General features: G+C 54.9%; 19 protein-coding genes. 8 read left to right on the forward strand and 11 right to left on the reverse strand.

Annotated features, from left to right (window positions below; genetic code table 11):
- Positions 1 to 45 precede the first annotated feature (45 nt).
- The 7 genes from ghrB to PMPD1_RS00215 all read right to left on the reverse strand — a co-directional run bounded on the left by ghrB (position 46) and on the right by PMPD1_RS00215 (position 6930).
- Positions 46 to 1020: a glyoxylate/hydroxypyruvate reductase GhrB gene (gene ghrB / locus PMPD1_RS00185; protein WP_173632160.1), complete on the reverse strand. Its 975-nt coding sequence runs from the start codon at positions 1018 to 1020 to the stop codon at positions 46 to 48.
- Between the two features lie 105 nt (positions 1021 to 1125).
- On the reverse strand, positions 1126 to 2409 hold the full coding sequence (locus PMPD1_RS00190; RefSeq protein WP_173632161.1) for an MFS transporter: 1284 nt from the start codon (positions 2407 to 2409) through the stop codon (positions 1126 to 1128).
- 83 nt (positions 2410 to 2492) lie between these two features.
- Positions 2493 to 3446: a sugar kinase gene (locus PMPD1_RS00195; protein ID WP_173632162.1), complete on the reverse strand. Its 954-nt coding sequence runs from the start codon at positions 3444 to 3446 to the stop codon at positions 2493 to 2495.
- Between the two features lie 4 nt (positions 3447 to 3450).
- Positions 3451 to 4200 (reverse strand): sugar phosphate isomerase/epimerase family protein, encoded by a 750-nt coding sequence (locus PMPD1_RS00200; RefSeq protein WP_173632163.1) that lies wholly within the window; start codon positions 4198 to 4200, stop codon positions 3451 to 3453.
- Between the two features lie 263 nt (positions 4201 to 4463).
- The gene (locus PMPD1_RS00205; protein ID WP_173632164.1) at positions 4464 to 5486 is read right to left on the reverse strand and encodes a LacI family DNA-binding transcriptional regulator; all 1023 of its coding nucleotides are present in this window, start codon (positions 5484 to 5486) and stop codon (positions 4464 to 4466) included.
- A 103-nt stretch (positions 5487 to 5589) separates the two neighbouring features.
- Positions 5590 to 6252 carry an OmpA family lipoprotein gene (locus tag PMPD1_RS00210; RefSeq protein ID WP_173632165.1) on the reverse strand — a complete coding sequence of 221 codons (663 nt, stop codon included), beginning with the start codon at positions 6250 to 6252 and terminating at the stop codon, positions 5590 to 5592.
- 114 nt (positions 6253 to 6366) lie between these two features.
- Entirely contained in the window at positions 6367 to 6930 is a 564-nt protein-coding gene (locus PMPD1_RS00215; RefSeq protein WP_173632166.1) for a DNA-3-methyladenine glycosylase I, read from the reverse strand.
- 149 nt (positions 6931 to 7079) lie between these two features.
- Here PMPD1_RS00215 and PMPD1_RS00220 point away from each other — a divergent pair, with 149 nt between their 5' ends.
- From PMPD1_RS00220 to hxlB, 6 genes are all read left to right on the forward strand, one after another.
- Positions 7080 to 9077: an autotransporter outer membrane beta-barrel domain-containing protein gene (locus PMPD1_RS00220; RefSeq protein WP_173632167.1), complete on the forward strand. Its 1998-nt coding sequence runs from the start codon at positions 7080 to 7082 to the stop codon at positions 9075 to 9077.
- A 177-nt stretch (positions 9078 to 9254) separates the two neighbouring features.
- On the forward strand, positions 9255 to 10259 hold the full coding sequence (locus tag PMPD1_RS00225) for an alpha/beta hydrolase (RefSeq protein ID WP_435529746.1): 1005 nt from the start codon (positions 9255 to 9257) through the stop codon (positions 10257 to 10259).
- A gap of 155 nt (positions 10260 to 10414) precedes the next feature.
- Complete coding sequence (locus PMPD1_RS00230; RefSeq protein WP_173632169.1) at positions 10415 to 11059, forward strand: hypothetical protein; 645 nt, start codon at positions 10415 to 10417, stop codon at positions 11057 to 11059.
- A 169-nt stretch (positions 11060 to 11228) separates the two neighbouring features.
- Complete coding sequence (gene dnaT / locus PMPD1_RS00235) at positions 11229 to 11777, forward strand: primosomal protein DnaT (RefSeq protein WP_173632170.1); 549 nt, start codon at positions 11229 to 11231, stop codon at positions 11775 to 11777.
- Entirely contained in the window at positions 11777 to 12517 is a 741-nt protein-coding gene (dnaC, locus tag PMPD1_RS00240) for a replicative helicase loader DnaC (protein WP_173636065.1), read from the forward strand. Before dnaT ends, dnaC begins: the two co-directional genes overlap by 1 nt.
- Before the next feature lie 35 nt (positions 12518 to 12552).
- A complete protein-coding gene (gene hxlB, locus PMPD1_RS00245) occupies positions 12553 to 13116 on the forward strand; it encodes a 6-phospho-3-hexuloisomerase (protein ID WP_173632171.1) in 564 nt (187 codons plus the stop codon).
- A 10-nt stretch (positions 13117 to 13126) separates the two neighbouring features.
- Here the strand turns inward: hxlB and PMPD1_RS00250 are convergent, their stop codons facing one another.
- Genes PMPD1_RS00250 through PMPD1_RS00265 form a run of 4 tightly spaced genes read right to left on the reverse strand, consistent with a single transcriptional unit; the run spans position 13127 to position 19773 of the window.
- Positions 13127 to 14737, reverse strand: coding sequence for a cyclic peptide export ABC transporter (locus PMPD1_RS00250; protein ID WP_173632172.1), 1611 nt, complete (start codon positions 14735 to 14737; stop codon positions 13127 to 13129).
- 33 nt (positions 14738 to 14770) lie between these two features.
- Positions 14771 to 16759, reverse strand: a complete 1989-nt coding sequence (gene fhuB, locus PMPD1_RS00255; protein ID WP_354292721.1) for a Fe(3+)-hydroxamate ABC transporter permease FhuB — start codon at positions 16757 to 16759, stop codon at positions 14771 to 14773.
- Positions 16752 to 17630 (reverse strand): ABC transporter substrate-binding protein, encoded by an 879-nt coding sequence (locus PMPD1_RS00260; protein WP_173632173.1) that lies wholly within the window; start codon positions 17628 to 17630, stop codon positions 16752 to 16754. Before PMPD1_RS00260 ends, fhuB begins: the two co-directional genes overlap by 8 nt.
- Before the next feature lie 7 nt (positions 17631 to 17637).
- Positions 17638 to 19773, reverse strand: coding sequence for a TonB-dependent siderophore receptor (locus PMPD1_RS00265; protein ID WP_173632174.1), 2136 nt, complete (start codon positions 19771 to 19773; stop codon positions 17638 to 17640).
- Between the two features lie 200 nt (positions 19774 to 19973).
- On the opposite strand from PMPD1_RS00265, the gene PMPD1_RS00270 reads away from it, so the two are divergent.
- A complete protein-coding gene (locus tag PMPD1_RS00270) occupies positions 19974 to 20777 on the forward strand; it encodes an AraC family transcriptional regulator (protein ID WP_173632175.1) in 804 nt (267 codons plus the stop codon).
- A gap of 233 nt (positions 20778 to 21010) precedes the next feature.
- Positions 21011 to 22534, forward strand: a complete 1524-nt coding sequence (locus PMPD1_RS00275; protein WP_173632176.1) for a sodium:solute symporter family transporter — start codon at positions 21011 to 21013, stop codon at positions 22532 to 22534.
- Positions 22535 to 22548 lie beyond the last annotated feature (14 nt).

Consider the following 22548-nt stretch of genomic DNA (forward strand, 5'->3'; position numbering starts at 1 on the left):
GGAAAGACAATTAACGTCCGCCAGCAGAGCGGCGGACGAGAGGGGTTAGCGTAGCACCTGCGGGTTGACGCAATTTTTGTCAACGGTGCCGGTGAGTGCGGCAATCAGGTTCTCAACCGCATCGCGTGCCATACCGTAACGGGTTTCATGCGTGGCTGAGCCGATGTGCGGCAACGCCACTACATTGGGTAATTTCAGCAACTCAGAATCGACCGGCAGCGGTTCCTGCTCAAACACATCCAGACCGGCGGCATGCAGGGTGCCATCCTTCAGCGCGGCAATTAACGCTTGCTCATCAATGACCGGGCCCCTACCGGCATTAATCAGTACCGCGCCGGGTTTCATTTTCGCCAGTTGCTGGCGTCCAATCAGGTGATGCGTCTGTTCGGTTAACGGCAGGCTAATACACAGGAAATCAGACTCTTTAAGCAGCGTATCAAGGTCGCAATATTGCGCGTCGAAGCGCTGTTCCGCTTCCTCGTGATGCTTACGCGCATTATAGAGGATCGGCATACTGAAGCCGAAGTGCGCCCGCTGCGCCAGCGCCAGCCCGATGCGCCCCATGCCGAGGATACCAAGTTTCTTATGATGAACGTCGATGCCAAACCAGTCGGGGCCAATGCTGCGTTGCCATTCGCCCGCTTTTACGCGCTCCGCGACTTCAACCACGCGACGGGCGGAGGCCAGCACTAGCGCCATCATGGTGTCGGCCACGGTTTCGGTTAACACCGTGGGGGTGTGCATTAAAATCACGCCACGCTGGTTAAGCGCCTCGACATCGAAATTGTCATAGCCAACTGAGACGGTGGAGGCGGCGCGGAGTTTGGGCGCTTTATCCAGCAGGCTGGCGTCCACTTTGCCGCCAGCGCCCAGAATCCCCTCCGCCGAGCGAAACGCATCGGCATATTTTTCCAGGTTTTCCGGCGTGAGCCCGTCGATAGCGGTCACGTTGAAATGCGCATCAAGACGTGTGCGTAAATCATCGGGTAAGGTTTTATACAGCACCACTGAAGGCTTCATGCGTTCTCCCTAATAAGCTGTGACAAATCAAAATAAAACGGCGGGCGGCGTTGTGCTGCCCGCCCGCGAATGCGTAGCGTAAGCCCGAGACCGCGGCTCGCGACGTCAGGCGTGTTTTGCCCGTTGTTCCGGTATGGCTTGCTGATTGCGGGCCGGTTTCACGATCAGCGTCAGCCAGACGGAAACCAATAACGCCGCACCCATAAAGATATACGAGGCCGCCGGGCTACCGGTGGCGCCGTTCAGGTAGCCCACCACCCATGACCCCAAGAAGGAGCCGAGCGCGCCCATACTGTTGATCAGCGCCATGGCGCCGCCGGAGACATTACGCGGCAGCATCTCCGGCACGATAGCGAAGAACGGGCCATATGGCGCATACATTGCGGCACCGGCCACCACTAATAAGGTATAGGACATCCAAAAATTATTGGTACCCACCAGATACGAACCGAGGAATGCCAACGCGCCAATTAACAGTAGCGGCCACACGAACAGTTTCCGGTTTTGCGTTTTATCGGAGGCCCATGAAACCACAATCATCGCAATGGTGGCGGCTAAATATGGCACGGCGGAGAGCCAGCCCGCTTCAACCATGCCCATCTGCGTACCATTACGTAAAATTGACGGCAGCCACAGTACAAAGCCATACACGCCAATACTCCAGGCAAAATATTGCAGACAGAGAATAATCACGTTACGCGATTTAAATGCCTCGCGGTAATTACGCACCGCTTTGATATTTTCCTGCTCTTTTTGTAACTGCGCCTGCAATGCGGCTTTCTCTTCCTCGCTCAGCCAGCGTGATTGTGCCGGTTTATCCTGCACCATAAACCACCAGGCTACCGCCCAGATCACCGCCGGAATGCCTTCAAAGATAAACATTTCGCGCCATCCGAACGCGTTAATCAGATAACCGGAAAGCACCGACATCCAGAGAACCGTTACCGGATTACCCAGGATGAGAAAGGTATTGGCGCGCGAGCGTTCGGATTTAGTGAACCAGTTACTAATATAGATCAGCATGGCTGGCATTACCGCCGCTTCAACCACACCGAGAACAAAACGAATCACCACCAGCATTGGAATATTGCTAACAATCCCGGTTAATGAGGCACAGCCGCCCCACAACAGCAGGCACCAGAAAATGAGTTTTTTCACGCTACGGCGCTCGGCATACATCGCGCCGGGAATTTGGAAGAAGAAATAGCCCAGAAAGAACAGGGCGCCGAGTAGCGACGACATTCCTTTGGTAATGCCTAAATCGTCATTGATTCCGGCAGCCGAAGCAAAACTAAAGTTTGCCCGATCCAGATACGCCAGACTGTAAGTAATAAACACGATGGGCATGATGTACCACCAGCGTTTAGGAGCAATGGTCTGTTGATGCATAATAGTGTCCTCTGTTGAGGTGGCCGCGTACCCATCGTGCAACATTTCGCCGCGATAATTGGCGAAAATGGCGAGACACGCGGTTAATAATCGCCTAGCTCGCTGCGCGTCGGTAAACCTTCGCTATCGCCGGTTACCTGGATCGCCAGTGAGCCGATTTTGTTGCCGCGCATGATCGCTTGCGGCAGGCTTTTTCCTTCCAGCAATGCGCTAATCACGCCAACCGCGAAGCCATCTCCGGCTCCGACTGTATCGACCACGTTATCGACACGAATCGCCGCGACCTGGCCTGTTTCGCCTTCGGCGGTTTTGTACCAGGCGCCATCGCAGCCGGTTTTAATGATCACGGCTTTTACGCCCTTATCGAGCCAGAAATCCGCCATCGCTTCCGGCTGGCTAAAGCCGGTGAGAATTTTGCCTTCCTCAATCCCCGGCATTACCCAGTCGGCGTAGGCGGCTAACAAATTGAGTTGTTTGACCATTTCACGCTGGCTTGGCCACAATACCGGGCGCAAATTTGGATCGAACGACAGGCTTTTTCCGCGCGAACGCATCTCTTTGGCAGCCAGTTTTAACAGTTCCAGTGAGCTGCCAGACAGCGCGGCAGCGACGCCGCTCAGATGTAAATGACGCGCCGCGCCAAAATAGTCGTAATCAAAGTCATCAGGCGAAAGGTGGCTGCCCGCCGAGCCTTTACGAAAATATTCAACCTGTGGATCGGAGCCGTCCTCTACTTTTGATTTTAGCTGGAACGCGGTGGCATAGCGGTTATCGACCGTGACCTGCTGGTGGTCGACCCCCTCTTTTTCCAACTGTTGACGCACGAAGCGCCCAAAGGAATCGTTGCCGACGCGGCTCACCCAGCCGACTTTTAAGCCGAGACGCGCCAGGCCGATCGCCACATTCAACTCTGCGCCCGCTACACGTTTGGTAAAACATTCGGCGGCAGCCAGATCGCCAGTTTCCCGAGCAATAAACATCGCCATCGCTTCACCAATCGTTACGGCATCCAACGTACCGTTTGCATGGGTAGTCATGCGTTTACTCCTCTCGTAGCAGGTTAACGTAGTGGCGTGTAATGGCTATCAGGTCATCGCCTTGTAGGGGAAACTCAATGCCGCGTGGCACATCGGTAGGCAGTTTTTGTAGCAACTCACGCCAGCATGAATCCGCCTCGTCCGGCGCCACGGCGCGCCAGCTATCATCATGCGGGACCGCGACTTTGATATGGATATAGCTAACGTAGCGGGCCAGCATGTCAGCCGCCGCCAGTGCATCGTCGCCCACCCAGCGCCAGTTACCCATATCGAAGGTCATCCCGTTCGGTAGCCGGGTTTCGCCGCAGTCATGGAAAAAACTCTCCAGCGCGCTGAGTTTTCCGCAGTCGGTTTGGTCATTCTCCACCACCAGATGAACCTGATGATTAGCCTGTAGCTGCCTGAGTGCGTGGCTATCAAAACCGCGTTGATAATGCCCGAGAGAAAACTTCAGCAACTGCGCCCGCAGTTGTTCCGCTTCCTGAAAACGGCGTTCAAGGTGGGGATTGAGCGTGCCATCCGCCATAAACAGCGCTTCCGGCACCGAATAAAAGGCGGTTAATTGATGGCGGGCGATGGCTTGCCCTAACTGCGTAAGTTGTGTGAGTTCGGTTTCATCTAACAACTCACGGCGGATCTCGACGCCATCCGCTCCTGCGGCGGCAATGATCGGTAACAACGCGTGTTGACCGCCCAATGCCTGTACCTGCTGATGACCGTATGCCGCCGTCACCACAATGACTTCTCGCTTCATCTATTCCTCCGGGCAAAAAACGCCTCGTTTGAGATAAACGTTAAATGGAACCGGTTCCAAAGCAAAGTAGCAGAGCGATAAACTATGATCGCGTTCACAATGTGAGCGCACACGGCAGCCGTGCGATTACTGCAATAGGGCCGACGTCACGGCGAGGATCGCCTCACCGGTAGGGCATATTTCGGCGGTAATTTTTTGAAAGGGAGAGCGTTTTTCGGAAGGCGGTTAGAGATAAACCCGATTGGTACGCAGAACGGAAAATTTCACCGCGTTGTCGTGGAGCCCCGCACAATTAATTCGCCGGAAAAAACCTGCTCGCTCACCGGCGCATTATCGCCCTCGATACGACGAATCACCTGCTCCAGAGCGGCATAGCCTATCTGCCAGGTCGGCTGTTTCAGAGTGGTGATACCAACGCCTGCCAGCTCCGCCCATTCCAACTCGTCAAACCCAAGCAGGCCGATTTCCTCGCCCCAATTCAGGCCAAGACGGCGCAATGCCCGCGCGGCCTGGAGCGTGAGTGCGCCGTTTGCCACCAACACTGCGGCAGGCTCACCGCGATGGCGCTGGTAAAAGTCGAGTAATACCTGTTCAAGTTGGTCAGCGTCGGTTAGCGCCACTTCGGCGCTTTCGGTAATCAGATCGTGGCGATCGCGTGCACAGGAGACAAAGGCTTCCAGACGCTCCTGACGGGTGTTCACTAATCCGAGAGGCTCGCTAAGAAACAGCAACGCCCGGTAACCTTGATCAATCAGGTGGCGAGTGGCTACCGTCGCCGCTTCGGTGTTATTCAGCCCAATGACATCGCAGGCAAAATCAGGAATTTTACGGTCAATCAGCACCATTGGCAGGAGTGATTGTTGCAGCCGGCCCAGCGCCTCTTCGCGCATGCCAACGGCATTGACCACAATGCCCTCCACCTGATAGCTGCTTAATAATTGAAGATAATGCTGTTCCTGGTCTACTTCGTTATTGGTGTTACAGACCAGCAGAGTGAACCCCTGCGCCCGGCAGGCGGCTTCAATCCCGCTCAGTACGTCGACGGAATAGGGGTTGGTAATATCGGCAATGATCAAGCCAATCAACCGTGTTCGGCCGCGTTTTAGACCACGCGCCATCTGGCTAGGACGATAATCCAGCGCGGCAATGGCGTGCTCTATCCGCTGTTTTAAATCAGCCGAAAGGACCTGCAACTCGCCGTTAAGATAACGGGAAACGCTGGTTTTACCGGTTTGCGCCGCTTTCGCGACATCGCTGATGGTAGCTCGGGCGCCCTTACGATTCATAGCTTTCCTTCTCTGTGCTCGTTCAGGCAGAGACTACCATAGCTTTTACTGTGGGTCCGCTATTGGCGTCAACGCGCTCCGATAGCGAACCCAATCCGGCGGGTTAAGAGAGTGGGCTAAGGGTAATTTCAACCCGACGGTTTTGCGCCTTACCGGCCTCGGTCGTATTGGTCGCGATAGGGTTATCCGGGCCTGCGCCGCTGGTGCGGATACGGTTCGCCGCCACGCCTTGGGTAATCAGAGCGCTACCCACGCCATCCGCGCGTTGTTGCGATAATCGCATATTCAATTCACGCGTGCCGGTACTGTCGGTGTAGCCGATAACGTTAACCGCTGTTTTTGGGTACTCTTTCAGCACCATTGCGACGCCGGTCAGCGTATTCGCGCCCGCCGGTTTCAGCGTACTGCTGTTAGAGTCGAAGGTGACATTATTCGGCATATTCAGAATGATGTTATCGCCATTGCGTGTAACGCTAACTCCGGTACCTTTCATTTTGTCACGCAGTTTGGCTTCCTGCACATCCATGTAATAACCCGCGCCGCCGCCCAACGCCGCGCCGGATGCCGCACCAATTAACGCGCCTTTACCCCGATCTTTTTTCGAAGAAGAGAGCACGCCAACGCCTGCGCCGACCAGCGCGCCTAAGCCTGCGCCAATACCTGATTTACCCGCTTCCGATTCGCCGGTATAAGGATTAGTCGTACAGCCAGAAAGTACCATTGTGCCGCTTAGCAGCAACGATAACGCGATAACGCTTTTTTTCATTCATATTCCCTCAGGAAGGTTTCCATGGGTGAGGTGACACCCGTACGCGGCCTAATTATGCCGTGTAATGATGGAGAAAATATCCTGGGGAATGTCCTGGTTTGTAAAGTTACGCTACTGATTATTATCGGGATGGCAAAAACAGCCGGTAATATGGTCGTTAATTAACCCACAGGCTTGCATAAACGAATAGCAAATGGTGGAGCCAACAAATTTGAAGCCGCGTTTTTTAAGCGCTTTTGACATTGCTTCCGAAACCGCGCTCTGCGTCGGTGCTGCCCGGTAATCCGCATAACGGTGTATTTGCGGTTGGTTATCGACAAAGTTCCAGACAAAACGGGTAAATTCTTCACCTTGCGCCTCCATCGCCAGATACGCCCGCGCGTTAGCAATAATGGCGGAGATCTTACCGCGATGGCGAATAATGCCGCTATCCTGCATCAGCCGTTCAACGTCGGCCTCGCCCATTAGCGCCACCGCTTGCGGATCAAACTGATGGAAGGCGCGCCGGTAGTTTTCCCGTTTTTTCAATACCGTGATCCACGACAAACCCGCCTGTTGTCCCTCCAGACACAGCATTTCAAAAAGCGCCGTGCTATCGGTTTGCGGGATCCCCCACTCGGTATCGTGGTAGGCGAGGTATAACGGATCTTGAGTAACCCAACCGCATCGTTGCATGGTTCAAATTCCTTATCATTAACGTGCATAAATTACCGGTGAAAGCCTTGACGTAGTGTGCAAACGGTCAATAGTTAATAAACGGATTTGTTCTAATCCATAAATACTACGAAACTTTTCGCGTTTGGGCTCTGGCTGGAGTCACCTTTATGCTGCAGAAAAGACAGTGCAAAGGCCACCCTTTTTCCGTTATTACGGTATTGGTGGTCGGGTATTTATATGGCGCGCCGCCAGCTTTTGGCTGGGATCAACTGTATGTCTTTGGCGATAGCCTGAGCGATAGCGGTAACAATGGTCGTTATACCTGGGATGGCAGCCGCCATCCACTGTATGACGATGTGCTGGCGCAAAAAATTCATCAAACCCTCACGCCTTCCGATGAGGGCGGCACCAACTATGCGGCAGGCGGCGCGGTGGCGGTTCCGGCATTAAACCCCGAGGATAATACCCAACAACAAGTACAAACCTATTTAGCGCAGCATGACGGGCAGGCCGATGCGAACGGATTGTACGTGCATTGGATCGGCGGTAATGACCTGGCCGCTGCGGCGTTGAACCCGGCCGGTGCGACGGAAATTGTAAACGGGAGTGCTTTTGCGGCGGCAAGCCAGGTAAAAACGCTGATGGCGGCGGGCGCAGACACGATTATTGTTCCGACGGTGCCCAATGTTGGCGCAACGCCTGCGCTGTTGGAAGCCGTAATTCAGAGCGGGCTGGCGCCAGTTGCCAGTAACGCGTTGGCTGCCGCATTTCAGGCATTGGATGCTCACGCTACGTTAAACGCTAACCAGCGACAACAGGCCATTCATGATGCGCTCTATGCCGCCGCTGGCAGCGCCACGGCGATCCCGACGCTGCGTCAAGCCATTGCCAGGCAACTGATTACCGCATGGGAGAGTGCGAGTCAGAACGCCGCGGCATTGACCGATCGTTATAACCAGCAGGAAGATCAGCAACTCGCCCTGTTGAACGGCAATATTGTGCGGGTGGATATTAATCGGCTGTTTAATGAGGTCATTGCCGATCCCGCGCTCTATGGGCTGAGTAATACGGCAGGAATGGCGTGTCCGCCAGGCGTTTCGGCCAGCGACTGCGGCGAATCCACGCCCGGTTTTTCCCACGCGCAGGCGTTCCTGTTTGCCGATCGTTTACATCCCGGGCCAGCCACTCATCAACTGATCGGCGATTACATTCAATCGGTACTGGATGCGCCGGCGCAGGTCGTGGCGCTAAATCAGGCCACGCTGGCTATGTCGCGCGATGTGCGTAACACACTGGATAGCCGTTTACAGCAGCAGCGCCATGATGCGCGCGCGGTCGGCGACGTGACGATTTATGGCGGCTATGCCGGGCAACATGATGATTATACGGCTAATCTGGCGGCAGCCGATGGCGACGCTACGACCCATAACCTTTCGCTCGGCGTTGATTACCGGCTAACGGAAGCGTGGTTGATCGGCGCGCTGGTCTCAGGATCGAATGACAGCCAGCGTCCCACGCCGGATTACCAGTATAAAATGCGTGGCTGGTTAGTTTCAGCCTACAGCGAATTGGCGCTATTCGAGAATGGCTACGTTAATGCGGATGTGCATTTTGCCTCGGTGAATTATGACGATATCCGCCGCCGTATTCAGCTTGGCCCGGCTATCCGCAGTGAAACGGGCGATACGGAGGGGAAACAAATCGGCGCGCGCGTTACCGCAGGCTGGGATTTCCCGTTGTCCCCGGCGTTGCGTACCGGGCCGGTGGCGCAATATGCGCTCGATTACAGCAACGTTTCCGGCTATAGCGAAAACGGCAGTAGCAGCACCGCGATGCGCTTTAATGACCAAACCGCACATTCGCAAATTGGCGCACTGGGTTGGCGGTTTGATTCGCAACTCGGCTGGGTTAATCCGTGGGCAGAGGTCAGCTATAACCATCAATTTGGCGATAATGTCTGGCGGACCAGCGGCGGCCTCAAGTCCACCGCCACTTCTTTTACCCGTGATACGGCTGAACAGGATACGAATTGGGTTGATGTCACGCTCGGCGCGCATGTGCCGTTAGGAGAAACCATGGCGGCCTTCGCCTCGGTCTCACAAACGGGCGGTCTGAGTTCCGGTGAACAATTTATGTATAACCTTGGCGTGAGCGCCAAATTTTAACCTGTTACAAAACAGCAAGTTAATAGAAAAATTAAAATTAATTAAAAAATAGCTTGATATTAAATAGTGCACAACTTAAATTGAGCTTCACCAAACAAACCCGCAACACCCCATATTCATTTAAATAGCGTGCTATTTAATAGTAAATAAAATAGATTGAGGATTAAGACCATGAAAATGAAAAGCCTGTTTACCAGCGTTCTGCTCGCTTCTATGTCTGCCAGTAGCTTTGCCGCCGATGCGCCGTATGCCGATCGCGGAGTGAAAAGTTTTCTGGATGCGTTAAATGGCAGCGGCGGTAAACCGATTGAGCAGTTGTCGCCGCAGGAGGCGCGGCAGGTATTGATTGGCGCGCAAAAAGGCGCCGCGATGCCGGACGCAGATGTGAGCGAAAAAACCATTACTGTCGACGGGCAAAAAATCTCGTTGAATATTGTGAAGCCGAAAAATAGCCACGGTACGTTACCGGTATTCATGTTCTTCCACGGCGGCGGCTGGATTCTGGGCGATTTTCAAACCCACGAGCGCTTTGTGCGTGATTTAGTGGTGCAGTCGGGCGCGGCGGCGGTTTTCGTTAACTACACGCCTTCTCCTGAAGCCCATTTCCCGGTCGCGATTGAACAGGCTTATGCAGCGACACGTTGGGTTGCCGAGCATGGTAAAGAGATTGGCGTAGATGGTTCACGCCTGGCGCTGGCCGGTAACAGCGTCGGCGGCAATATGGTTGCGGCGGTGGCCCAGCAGGCCAAACAACACCATACGCCAGCCATTCGTTATCAAGTCATGTTCTGGCCGGTTACCGACGCGAACTTTGATACCGGTTCATACCATCAGTTCCAAAACGGCTACTTCCTGACGAAAAATATGATGAAGTGGTTCTGGGATGCCTACACAACCGATGCGCAGGCGCGCAATAACATTCTGGCTTCACCGTTACGTGCTACCAGCGCAGATCTGCAAGGCTTGCCACCGGCGCTGATCCAGACCGCAGAGCTGGATGTCCTGCGCGATGAGGGTGAAGCCTATGGTCGCAAACTGGATGCCGCCGGGGTGGATGTAACCGTCACGCGGTATAACGGTGTGATTCACGACTTTGGTCTGCTGAATGCGCTGAGCCAGGTTCCGGCGACCCGCGCGGCACTGTTACAGGCGGCAACCGAATTGAAAACACATTTGAAATAAGCCGTCAGGCGGCGTTCGTTGTGGCCGGGTAACGCTATCCGGCCACAGTGTAGGATTGGGAAGTCTTCACCTATATCGACTTGCGGCATCAATAGAGAAACGCCCGTCTCACGCAGGCATATAATCAGCCTGCTAATCATAAATTGAGAAATGATATGGGTGATGATTTACACATAATAGCGGTAAAACTGGTGGGTTTTATCGGCTGCGCGCTGTTTCTGGTGTTGATGATGGGGCTGGTTTATATCGATGTAAACTGGATGAACAACGCCGTACACGAACTCTCTTTCACTGAAATCATTCAAGAAACCATTCTCGGCTGCATCGCACTGTTGTTCTTTGCCAGCGCTTCCCGGCGCGGCGCCCTGAAATATAGCCTGGTATTGGTCGGCGGCTTTTTTACCTGCATGTTAATTCGCGAGCTGGATTTTTTGTTTGATACCATACACCACGGCGCATGGGTTTGGTTCGCCTTAGCGGTCGCCGTTATTTGCCTGCTGTTTGCCGCCCGCAGCCCGGCGAAAACCCTCGCCGGACTCGCCACCCTCATGCGCCATCCGGGTTGGAATATGATGGTCGCAGGGTTACTCACCATTCTGGTCTATTCACGTCTGTTCGGGATGCATCAGTTGTGGCAGCAATTGATGCTGGAAGGTTATAACCGCACGGTAAAAAATATGGCGGAAGAGGGGACCGAGTTACTGGGTTACAGCTTGTGTTTATTCGCCACGCTGCGCTATCTGTGGGATTTGCGCCACCTAAAATCAGAGCCAAAAACCATTGCCTGGCAGTCACATTAACCGCGCCACTTACCAAAATTGTGAGCGGCATTCATGGGGTTGCCTGTCTTTCCCTCACAGGTTGCTGATTTTTGCGATCCTGCCCGCTAAACTTGTTAGAATTACGGTCGCAAGGCGAAAATGGGTCGCGTTGCGCCGTTTCGCCTGAATTACAACCTGGAATTTTACCATGTCCGTCAAGATATTAACCTCTACGATCATTGGCCTTGATGCATTTCGTCAGGACCCGATAACTGCGCTGGCTTCCGCCGGAGAAGGCACGTTAGCGGTGTTTGAACACAATGCGCCGGTGTTGTATGCGGTAACGCCTGACCGACTGGCTCGCCTGCTGGCGCTTGAGGCTGCGGCTAACCAGGCGCAAAGCGATGTAGAATTGGACGCTCATTTCTATCAAGATGAACTCGCGCATCCTGACGCTATTCCGGTGCCGGCCGGGAAGTTCGCAATGTACGTCGGCTGGCAACCGGATGATGATTTTATGCGCCAGGCGGCGGTATGGGGCGTGGCGCTCAGCGCCCCGGCCACTGCGGCAGAGCTGGCCTCTTTTGTGACCTACTGGCAGGCAGAAGGCCGCTTGTTTCATCACGTACAGTGGCAGCAGAAACTGGCCCGTAGCCTGCAACAAGGGCGCGCGGCTAACGGCGGCAAACCTCAGCGTGATATGAACCAACTGCCTGAGCCCGATCAATCGATCCCGGATGGATTTCGAGGTGCATGATGAAAAGCCCGACTGAACTCTTCACCCGTTTACAACGCATGATGCCCGCCAATGTAAAGCCAAAGTTTACGAATGGCGCCGAGCTATTAGCCTGGAATCAGGAACAGGGGCGGCTACGTTCCGAGGCGATCGTGCGAGAAAATCGGGCGATGAAAATGCAGCGTATTATGGGGCGCTCCGGTATCCGCGAGCTGCATATCAACTGCTCGTTTGATAATTATCGGGTCGAAAATGAGGGGCAACGCAAAGCGCTGGATTTGGCGCGGCAGTATGCGGCGGAATTTGATGGCAGCATCGCCAGTTTTGTCTTTTCCGGCAAGCCGGGTACCGGCAAAAATCACCTCGCGGCGGCCATTGGCAACCACTTAATTTTGCGCGGTAAAAGCGTGCTAATTGTGACGGTTGCCGACCTGATGTCCAGTATGAAAGGGACGTTCAGCGGCGGCGGCGGCACTACGGAAGAGAGTTTGTTAAACGATCTCAGCACCGTTGATCTGTTGGTGATTGATGAAATTGGTATGCAGTCGGAATCACGTTATGAAAAAGTGATTATTAATCAGATTGTTGACCGGCGTTCTTCCTCAAAAAGACCCACCGGGATGTTGTCAAACCTCAACCATGCCGGAATGAACGCATTGCTGGGCGAACGCGTAATGGATCGTATGCGTCTCGGTAATAGCCTGTGGGTCACCTTCGACTGGGAAAGCTATCGTAGCCGCGTAAAAGGCGACGAATATTAAATCGGCCATCACCTCTAATACCCGGAGACCGCTGGATGAGTGTACGAGCCCACGCCGAGGCCATTGTGGCGGAGTTAGCCGCCAACAGTCAGTCGATTAATGATGATGAAATGGCGCAGCTTATCGCGGCGTTGCAACAGGCTGGGCATATTTTCCTGGCGGGCGCAGGCCGCAGTGGGGTTGCCATCGCCGCGTTCGCTAATCGGTTGATGCACTTAGGGTTTTCGGTGAGCGTGGTGGGAGAGGTGACCGCGCCGCACACCCGGCCAGGCGATCTGTTAGTGATCTGTTCCGGCTCGGGAGAGACCACCGGCCTGGTGGCGCTGGCGCAAAAAGCGTGTCAGGCGCAGGTGAAGTTGGCGGTTATCACCGCCAGCCCGTCATCAAGGTTGGCCGGGCTGGCTGATTACCGGGTGAGCCTGTCTGGCGTGGCGTCAAAGCAGGCGGCGCCCGAGACGCGCCAGGCCGCACTTCAGCCAATGGGCTCCGCTTTTGAGCAGCTTTGTCTGGTGGTGTATGACGCACTGGTGCTGGCGTTAATGGCAACCCGCGCGGAAACGCATGCCAGCATGATGGCGCGCCACGCCGATTTAGAGTAACGCGCCGCGCCTAACGGGTTTCCGTCTCGGCGATCAACTGCCCAAATTCCAGTTTAATAATGCGGTCTGCCAACGGGAAATAGCGGTCATCATGGGTTATCGCCAGTACCGTTTTTCCTTCGGCTTTTAGCAGCGGCAACAACTGCTGATAGAACACCGCTTTAAACGTCGGATCCTGATCGGCTGCCCACTCATCAAATAAATAGAACGGGCGATCTTCCAGCCACGCCAGTAATAGCGCCAGCCGCTTACGTTGCCCCTGCGACAGGGCGATAGTCGAAAACTGGCCGTTGTTCACCGTGACTTTATGGTCGAGCTGAAGAAGACGCAGTAAATGGTTGACCTGCTCATCACTGCGCGCGCTGGCGTCATCCACGCTATCGAACAGGTAGAAATCATTAAAGACCACCGCGAAGTGTTGGCGATACGCTTCAAGGTTTTCCGCCGTTATATGCTGGCCGTTGAGCGTCAGCGTACCGGTTTCCGGCGGATACAGCCCGACCAGCACTTTTGCCAGCGTGGTTTTACCGCTGCCGTTACCGCCGACTAAAAAAACCACCTCTCCGGGCGAAAAGTGCAGATCGAGCGGGCCGAGCGTAAACCGCTCATCACGGTTTTCGCCCTGATAATGGTGACTAATGCCTTGCAGCGTCAGGCTATGCAAATAGGGTGAGGACACCGGCGGCTGGTGGGCTTCCGGCGGCAGAACGCTTTCCACATCCCGAATACGCTGTAACGCCACTCTGGCGCTACTAATGTTGGGTAACGCAGACAGCAACCCTTCGACCGGAACAATCATGTAGAGAAAAACCATGGTATAGCCTGTCATGATTTCCGGGTTCACCGGTAGATAACCACGCAGTAAATAGAGCACACAGCCGATAAAGGCAAAAAACAACACGCTACCCCAACTGGTGGCTAGCGCATAAAGCACGTAGCCGCGTGTGCGCTCCTGACGCACCGACTCAATGTTCTCCGCCAGCGGGCCGCGGACAAAACGGCGTCGACGTAACGGATTAAGTTTTAATTCGCGCGCGCCATCAAACAGCGTCTTAAATTGTTGGATCAACGTATCTTCGCGCCGCCGTGAGCTACGCAGTAGCTGTAATGCTCTGCTGTGTGAAAGTACGTAACCCAGCGAGCCAAGAAAAATTACCGCCAGCGCCAGTAATAAGATGGTCCACGATAGCGTGCCGAGGTATACCAGGCAGCCGAGAATCACCGCGCCGTAGATCACCAAGTTAGGCAGATTAACGAAAAACACCACAATGGTATCGAGATCTTGCGTCAACACGGAAATGGCGCGCGACATGCCGATTTTCTCCAGCGCCGGGTAGCTCGCCTCGCTGATGCGTTCCACCACTTCATTGCGTAACGTGGCTTTGGCACGCTGACCAAGGGTCATAAACAGCGTTTCGGCAATCATGCGGGTAGAGAGCATCAGGAGTGCCAGCAGTAAAAAATGCCAACCCAACTTGGGGAGTTGAGAGCTGGTGGCATGCAGACTCTGGTTAATCAGCGCCAGTAACGAGGCATTGCTAAAACCGCTGATCAGGCTGGCGACTAACGCCAATAACAACCACCATCCAACATGGCGCGCAAGGTATAACAGCATTTGCATCACATTCTTCCCGTTGATTCTGCTTTTCGGTGTTTAATTACGCTTTTTTCGTAATAACAGCCCAATTAAAAATGGCCCGCCCAGTAGGGTGGTCATCAGACCCACCGGGATTTGCCGGGGGTAAAGTAAATTCCTGCCCATCCAGTCTGCCGCGACCATCATCACGCCGGAAAACAGCACGGCGGTAAACAGTTGATGCAGCGGACGGTGCGCGCCGGCCTGACGTGCGAGATGCGGGCCAAGCAGACCAACAAAGGAGATTGGCCCAACAATGATGGTCGCCAGCGCGGTCATCAGCGCCGCCAATGACAAAACCAATAACCGGGCGCGAGAAACCGGTACGCCAAGTGATCCAGAGACGCTGCCAAGCGGCAGCAGAATGAGCCAGCGGCGTAATAGCGGCGTACACGCCAGCAGCAGTAGCGAGACGATAAACAGCGCCAGCGCCACTGGCGTCGTAATGTAATAGGTCGAGCCGGTCATTAATTGCATCAACATCGAACTGGCGGCGGGGTTATTGAGCATGACGATGCTGGCGACCGCCTGAAATAAGGCATTAATCGCCAGGCCAATCAGCAACACCCGCTGCGGGTTAAAATCGCTACGCTGGGTGCTGTGCAGCGTGAGTAACAAGGTTACCGCCGCGCCAAGCGTGCTGCCGAGCAGTAATTGCGCAAAGCTGCCGCCGGGTAATATCAGTAAAAACAGCGTGATCCCGAGCGATGCGCCAGCGCCGATCCCCAACACTTCCGGGCTGGCTAACGGATTGCCGCTGAGGCGCTGCATTAAAACCCCCGCCGCCGCCAGTAAGAAGCCCGCCCCTAATGCCGCCAACATACGTGGTAAGCGTAACGGCAGCAGCGCAGGCCACTCCTGCCAGGTAGCAATATGCCAGCCTTGTAAACCATGACCGAGTAGCAGGGAGAGGGCGATGACAATCAGTAATAACAGTGCGGCAGGACGCGCAACCCGCCGGGTAACGGCGGGGCCGGAATCGCCAACCGGCGGCGTATGCGCCGCCAGGCCGCCATTTCCCTTCGATACCAGCAGAACCAGCAGCGGGCCGCCGATCAGCGCGGTCATCATCCCAACCGGTAAAAACTGGCCGTTGAGCAGGGTAATGTCGCTAATCGATAGGTCGGTTAACCAGACGATCCCGGCACCGATTAGCGGGCTCCATAGCACCAATTGACGTGATGTTCTGGCGCCGGTCAGGCGAGCGATGTGCGGTGCCGCCAGGCCAACAAACCCAATCACGCCGACGGCGCTCATCACCAGCCCGCTCATCACCAGCGCCAGTAGTAGTGCGGCGCTGCGAATCACCACTGGCGAGGCGCCAAGGCTACGCGTCATTCCATCCTGCAGACGCAATAGCTCCAGTTGGCGCAGCATGCCGAGTAATATCGCCAGGCAGACAGCCAGGCGCGGCAACAGCCAAAGTACCGTCTGCCAGTCTTTCTGGATTAGCGAACCACCGCCCCAAATCAGTACCGATAGCAGAAAACGATCGTGAATAATCGCCAGTAACAGTGAGAGTGCGCCGCAATATAGATTGATTAACAGGCCAGCGAGAATGAGTGCCAGCGGCGCTAACTGTTGGCGGCGGGCAAGCAGGAATACGCCTGCCAGTGCGCACAACTCGCCGGTTAGCACCAGCGCGGTTTTCGCGCTAAACAACCACTCCGGAAACCAAGTGGCGGCCAGGCTCAACGCCAGCGTCGCGCCGCTGGTAATTCCCAACGTGATCGGTTCCGCCAGCGGATTGCCCAACGCCCGTTGCATTATCCAGCCACACAGCGCCAGCACAGCACCGCTCAGGATTGCCATACACTGACGCGGTAACCACATATCGTGCAGAATTATCGAAGGCGCACTACGGGCATCCGGCGCGGAAAACAGCAAGTCGATACCGTGCGCCAGCGAGACATTATGCGCCAGCGTATGTAGCGCGATCGGTAAACAGCACAGCCATAACGCGGCGGTTAACGCCAACGGAGAGCGCCGGGCGGAAAAATTAATCACAATGCGCTCCGGAAAGTGTGGTTAGCGTCGTTTCAAGGTCATGGGCGAAGCGTTGCGCACTGAGTAATGCCCCGCTTTCGCTAATCGCATGCGGCAGCACTATCCGTTGCGGACAACGAGTGAGCGGGAGGGCGCGCCACAAACGGCTCTGTGTCCAGCCGCGCAACGCTGCGGGTGACTGCCCCGGCGCAGGCATGATCAGCAGCCGGGCGTGCTGCGAGCCGGCAATTTGTTGAATTTCAACCTGCGCTTCCCCTTGTGCGTTAACCGCGCCACGCCAGGCATTGGTTAACCCGACACGCTGCATCACATCATTAAAAAAACTGTTTTCGCCATACAGACGGATGTGTAAATCATCTACCGGTGAGGCGAGATAACAGGGTGTCGCGGCCTGTTGGCGCAGCGCGTCTTGAGTATGCAACAGTTGCTGATCCAATCCGGCCCGTAGCCGCGCGGCTTGCGGTTTTAATGCCAACCGGGTCGCCAGCTTGTCGCAACTGGCATAAAAACTGGCCAGCCGCCCGGTTGCCAGAGTGAGGGTTGGCGCGATGGCTTCCAGCATCGGCTTACTCATCGCATGGGCGGGAGTGATAATAATCAGATCGGGTTTTAACCCGTACAACGCCTCAAGGTTGGGCTGAAATAACAGCCCAATATCCTGTACCTGAGCAGGGAGCGTCGGCAGGCCAATTAACTGGCGATACCATTGCGGCGCGGAAACCGCTAACGGCGTGACGCCGAGCGATAAGAGTAGCTCCGTCAACCCCCAATCCAATACCGCGATACGCTGCGGCGGCAAAGCGGCCTTAACGCCGCCTGCCAGCGGCAGCGTCAAGGCCAATTGCAGCAAACTACGCCGTGAAAGCCTCAAAGCAGACCTACCATTGATAGCTCAACGTCGCGACGTATTGGCGCTTAATTGCATATTCACAGCCGTTATCCTGACATGATGCTAAATAGACTTTATTGGTTAAGTTTTCAGCATTCAGCGCCATTTGCCACTGCCGCCAGCGATAACTGACCATTGCGTCATATACGGTTGCGGCTGGCACTTTGAGCGTATTGGCGCGATTGGCGTAGCTGGTGCCGATATAACGCGCGCCGCCGCCGACTTTCAGCCCGTCCAGTGCGCCGTGTAGGGAGTACTCACTCCATAGCCGTGCGCTATTGCGGGAGATCGCCACCGGATCATTGCCCTTATCACCGTTATTCGACTGCACCACTTCCGGATCGGTATAGGCATAGGAAGCCAGCACCAGCCAATCTGGCGTGAGGTTAATTTTGCCTTCCAGTTCGACCCCTTTACTGCGGATTTCACCGGTTTGCACTGAATAGTTGAGATGCTCAAGGTCGGCGGTGGCAACATTGGTTTCGCGCAAATCGAACAGCGCGACGGTAAACAGCGCATCCAGCCCCAATGGATCGTATTTCAGGCCGATTTCCGACTGTTTGCCTTTGGTTGGTTTAAAGGCGTTACCGTTGAAATCACTGCCGCTGGTGGGCACAAACGATGTCGAGTAGCTGATATACGGCGCCAGGCCATTATCAAAATGATACAGCAACGCCGCGCGCCCGGTGGTGGCATGGTCGTTTTGCTGGCTATTACTGCTGGCAACCAGGTCACGCACATTGGTTTTGGCATAGTCAAACCGTCCGCCGAGGTTCATCACCCAACGGTCCCATTTGAGCTGGTCCTGAAGATAAGCGCCGGTTTGCGCCATGGTGGAGTGGGTGCGGCTGGTGAAGTCTGGCAGGGTGACCGGCGTACTGTAATCCGGATCGAGGTAGTTGATCGGGCTGGCATCACCATAACCGGCGTTGGAACGGATCGAGGTGTGCATATAGTCCACGCCTGCTAATACCGTATGGTTCAGCGGGCCGGTAGCAAAATGCCATTCCGATTGGTTATCCAGCGCGATGTTACTCATCGTTTCTGTCAGATTCATTGAGGCGCGATTAACCAGCGGCGCATTCGGTACTACGCCGATGGGATACACCATCTTGTAGTCGGCGGACGAGCTGAGATAACGCAGATTCTGACGAACGGTGACTAAATCATTAAAGCGATGTTCAAACTGGTAGCCGATACTGCCCTGATTGCGTGAGTATGTGTCGAGCCCCGGCTGACCACCATAGAAATGGGTGGAAATATGGCCATTCGGATTATGGACCAGCGTGCCTACCACCGGCTGTTGGTTAAAGAAGCCGGAATCCGGATCGCGGCGCAACTGCGCCAACACGGTCAGCGAGGTATCCGCATCTGGCTGCCAGGTGAGGGAAGGCGCGATATCAAAGTGTTGATAGCGCGAATGGTCAACCTGCGTCTGGGTGTTAAAGAAAGTCCCGCTGACGCGCCCCAGCAGTTGATGGTTATCGTCCAATGGGCCGGTGACATCAAAGCCTGTACCAAACTGATGGTAATTACCGGCGCTGAGATAAACTTCACCGCCAGGCTGCGCCTCCGGTTTTTTGCTGACCAGGTTTACAATGCCGCCCGGATTGGCCTGGCCATATAATACCGACGAGGGGCCTTTCACCACTTCAATCCGTGATAACAGATAGGGATCCCAGGCCGGGCGCGACCAGTATGCTTCGCGCGGCAGACGCAGGCCATCCAGGTATTCGTCCGCTTCGAAACCGCGCACATAGATAGTATCGAAACGGGTATCCGGCCCACTGCTTTCGGCGGAAACCCCGGCGAGGTAGCGCACCGCCTGCGGAATAGTTTTTGCCGCTTGGGTGGCGATTTGCGCTTGCGTTACTACCGAGACGCTTTGCGGCGTTTCAATCAGCGGTGTCGCTGTCTTTGTGGCGGCGGCAGAAACATGGGCGACCGCGTTGCCTTCATCTTCGGTGGTTTGCTGTGTATTCGCATTGACCACCATGGTGGATTCCGCTGGCGGCGCACTGCTGTTTTCCGCTGCGTTTGCCATAGGTGATGCGCTACCGATAACGGTGGCCAGCAAAGCGGCCTGCGCTGTAATTCCCTGAAAAATGTCCCGAGCCTGTTTCATAGTTTCCCCATGAAATCCTGGTATTATTAAAATGAGGATAAAAATGATAATCATTCCCTTTTAAAAATGCAGCCGGGACACTATGATGATGGCGATACTTTGGTGGGGAATAGCGTGATCCAGACAGAGGTTGTCTGTTTTGTAGCTAAATACAGGTCGTTACTGAATTCTGACGATGATTAACGGGAAGACGATATACGATGGAAAATCACTGGCATCCCAAAGCGTTACGCCATTCCCTTCCGCCTGAAGGGGCGATCGCTGGCGTACGGCTGTTAACCTATGGCGCCGGTAGCACCGAGCCGTGGCACGCCCATGAACAGGGGCAGTTAATCTTTACTACCGCCGGGGTAGTACGCATCCAGACCGAACAACAGGTGTGGATACTGGCGCCGTTCCAGGCATTATGGCTGCCGGGAGGTATCCCTCACCAACTGTATGCCATAAACCCTGTTACCACCAGTAATGTGTATTTAACCGCTGACGCTTCCCGCCAGTACAGTACCGATTTTCGTTGTCTACAGGTCACGCCCTTATTGCAGGCTTTGGTTGAGGAACTGGTGGTTGCGCCTTTACCTCATGGCGTGGCGCGGCATGAGGCGCTTACCGCGCTGCTGTATAACGAATTATCCTGGGTGCCGCCCGCCCGCGTCTGCCAGATTGTTTTTCCTCTCGATCGCCGGGCGCGCACGGTGTGCGATGCGTTATGCCAGGCGCCCGCTAACAATGAAACGCTGGCCTGCTGGGGGCAAAAGGTTGGCGCCAGTGAGCGTACGCTGGCGCGGATATTCCGTGAGCAAACCCGCCACAGTTTCGCCGGTTGGCGGCAGAATCTGCGTCTGGCGGAGGCTATTTGTTACCTGGCGCAGGGGCAGTCGATTAAACGGTTGTCGGCAGAGTTGGGCTATCAAAGCACCAGCGCATTTATCGCGATGTTTCGCAAACAACTTGGCACCACGCCGCAGCGTTTCCTGCAAAAAAATGAGGTATCACTTCCTGCCTGAGCCTCTCTCACGGCGATTTTTGCCCCATTAATCTCCTTTCATGGCATCCGATAAAAAGCGAAAGCGATCACAAACTGACCAATTGTAACGTGTTAACGTCAATTAATCCTTAGTTAGGATTAATTAAAAAATAGTCAGTCAGGGACGGCGTTCAGGTTAAGCAATGAAGACACCAGGTCCGGAGCGCAGGCTTTACCGGGCCGCTACAATTCATTCTCGTCCCGGAGTCTGCTATGAATCTCCTTGATTACCTCGTGATGGCGCTGTACGCATTAATGATTGTTTTGATTACATTTTGGGCTATGCGTCGGATAGGCAGTACCAAAGATTTTTTCGCCGCGGGCGGTAAAATGCCGTGGTGGCTTTCCGGCGTGTCGCACCATATGTCGGGTTATAGCGCCGCCGTATTTGTTGCTTACGCGGCGGTGGCGTACCAGGCGGGGATCACCATCTATTTCTGGTGGGCGTTTCCGATTGCGATTGCGGTGTTGTTTGGCGCGATAGTTTTCGCGCCGCGCTGGGCGCGCCTACGCATTCATATGAATATTGAGTCGCCGATGGAATATCTCGCTACCCGCTATAACGTTCCCACTCAGCAAGTGCTGGCCTGGAGCGGCGTGATACTGAAAGTGTTTGATGTCGGGGCTAAATGGGCGGCGATTGCGATCATTATCAACGTGTTTACCGGTTTCGATCCGTTGATGGGCATTTTAATCGCAGGGGCGCTAAGCCTATTTTATTCGGTGATGGGCGGGCTGTGGGCCGATGCGTGTAACGATTTTGGGCAGTTTGTGGTGCAGTTTATCGCCGCCATTGTCATGGTGGTGGCGGTGGCGGTGCATTTAGGCGGCGTTAGCCAACTGCTACACATTTGGGATCACCTGCCGGCGCAGCACACGGTAATTGTGCAGGAGCCCTATTCGCTGGGCTTTATCCTCGCCTATTTCGTGATTTATACCCTGAGTTATAACGGCGGAACCTGGAACCTCGCCCAACGTTTTATTGCGTCGCCCGGCGGTAAGCAGGCGCGCAAGGCCGCTCTGCTGTCGGCGGCGCTGTATTTAATCTGGCCGCTGGTGCTATTTTATCCAATGTGGGCCGCGCCACTGCTGTTTCCGGATTTAGCCGATCCGTCCCGCTCCTACTCGGTGATGGCGATGTCGTTATTACCGAACGGATTGATCGGTTTGGTACTGGTCGCGATGTTTACCCATACTCTGTCAATGACCTCATCGGATGCCAATGCCATTACGGCGGTGGTCACGCGTGATATTTTACCGGCGTTGTTCCCAAAACGTTTTTCACACGCCACGCCCTCGCTGCTGGCGGCGCGGATCACCACCACGCTGTTTATCATTATTACCCTGATAATTGCCTTAAATGCCGGGCGTTTCGGCGGCGTTCTCACCTTGTTGATCGTCTGGTTCGGTGGCTTGGTTGGGCCAATCTCCATTCCGATGTTGCTGGGCCTATTGCCGTGGTTCCGTAAATGCGGCGCGACGGCAGCGATTGCCTCGTGGGCTATCGGTGTGGCGACTTTTTTTATCGTCAAATTCTTGCTGCCGGGTATGAGCACCGCCACCGTTGTGGCGGCACCGGTATTCTCCTCTCTGGTGATTTTCTGGCTGTGCGGCGTGTTGCGCCGCTCACCGGTGGCACCGGAGGTCGATACGTTACTTAACGCGCTCAACCAGGATGGCCCGGCACCCACGCCTCGCGGAGCGGGTGTCTCGGCTTATCACACCGAGAGCAAATAACTTTTGAGGAGCGA

The sequence above is a fragment of the Paramixta manurensis genome (genome assembly GCF_013285385.1).
Classification (GTDB): Bacteria; Pseudomonadota; Gammaproteobacteria; order Enterobacterales; family Enterobacteriaceae; genus Paramixta; species Paramixta manurensis.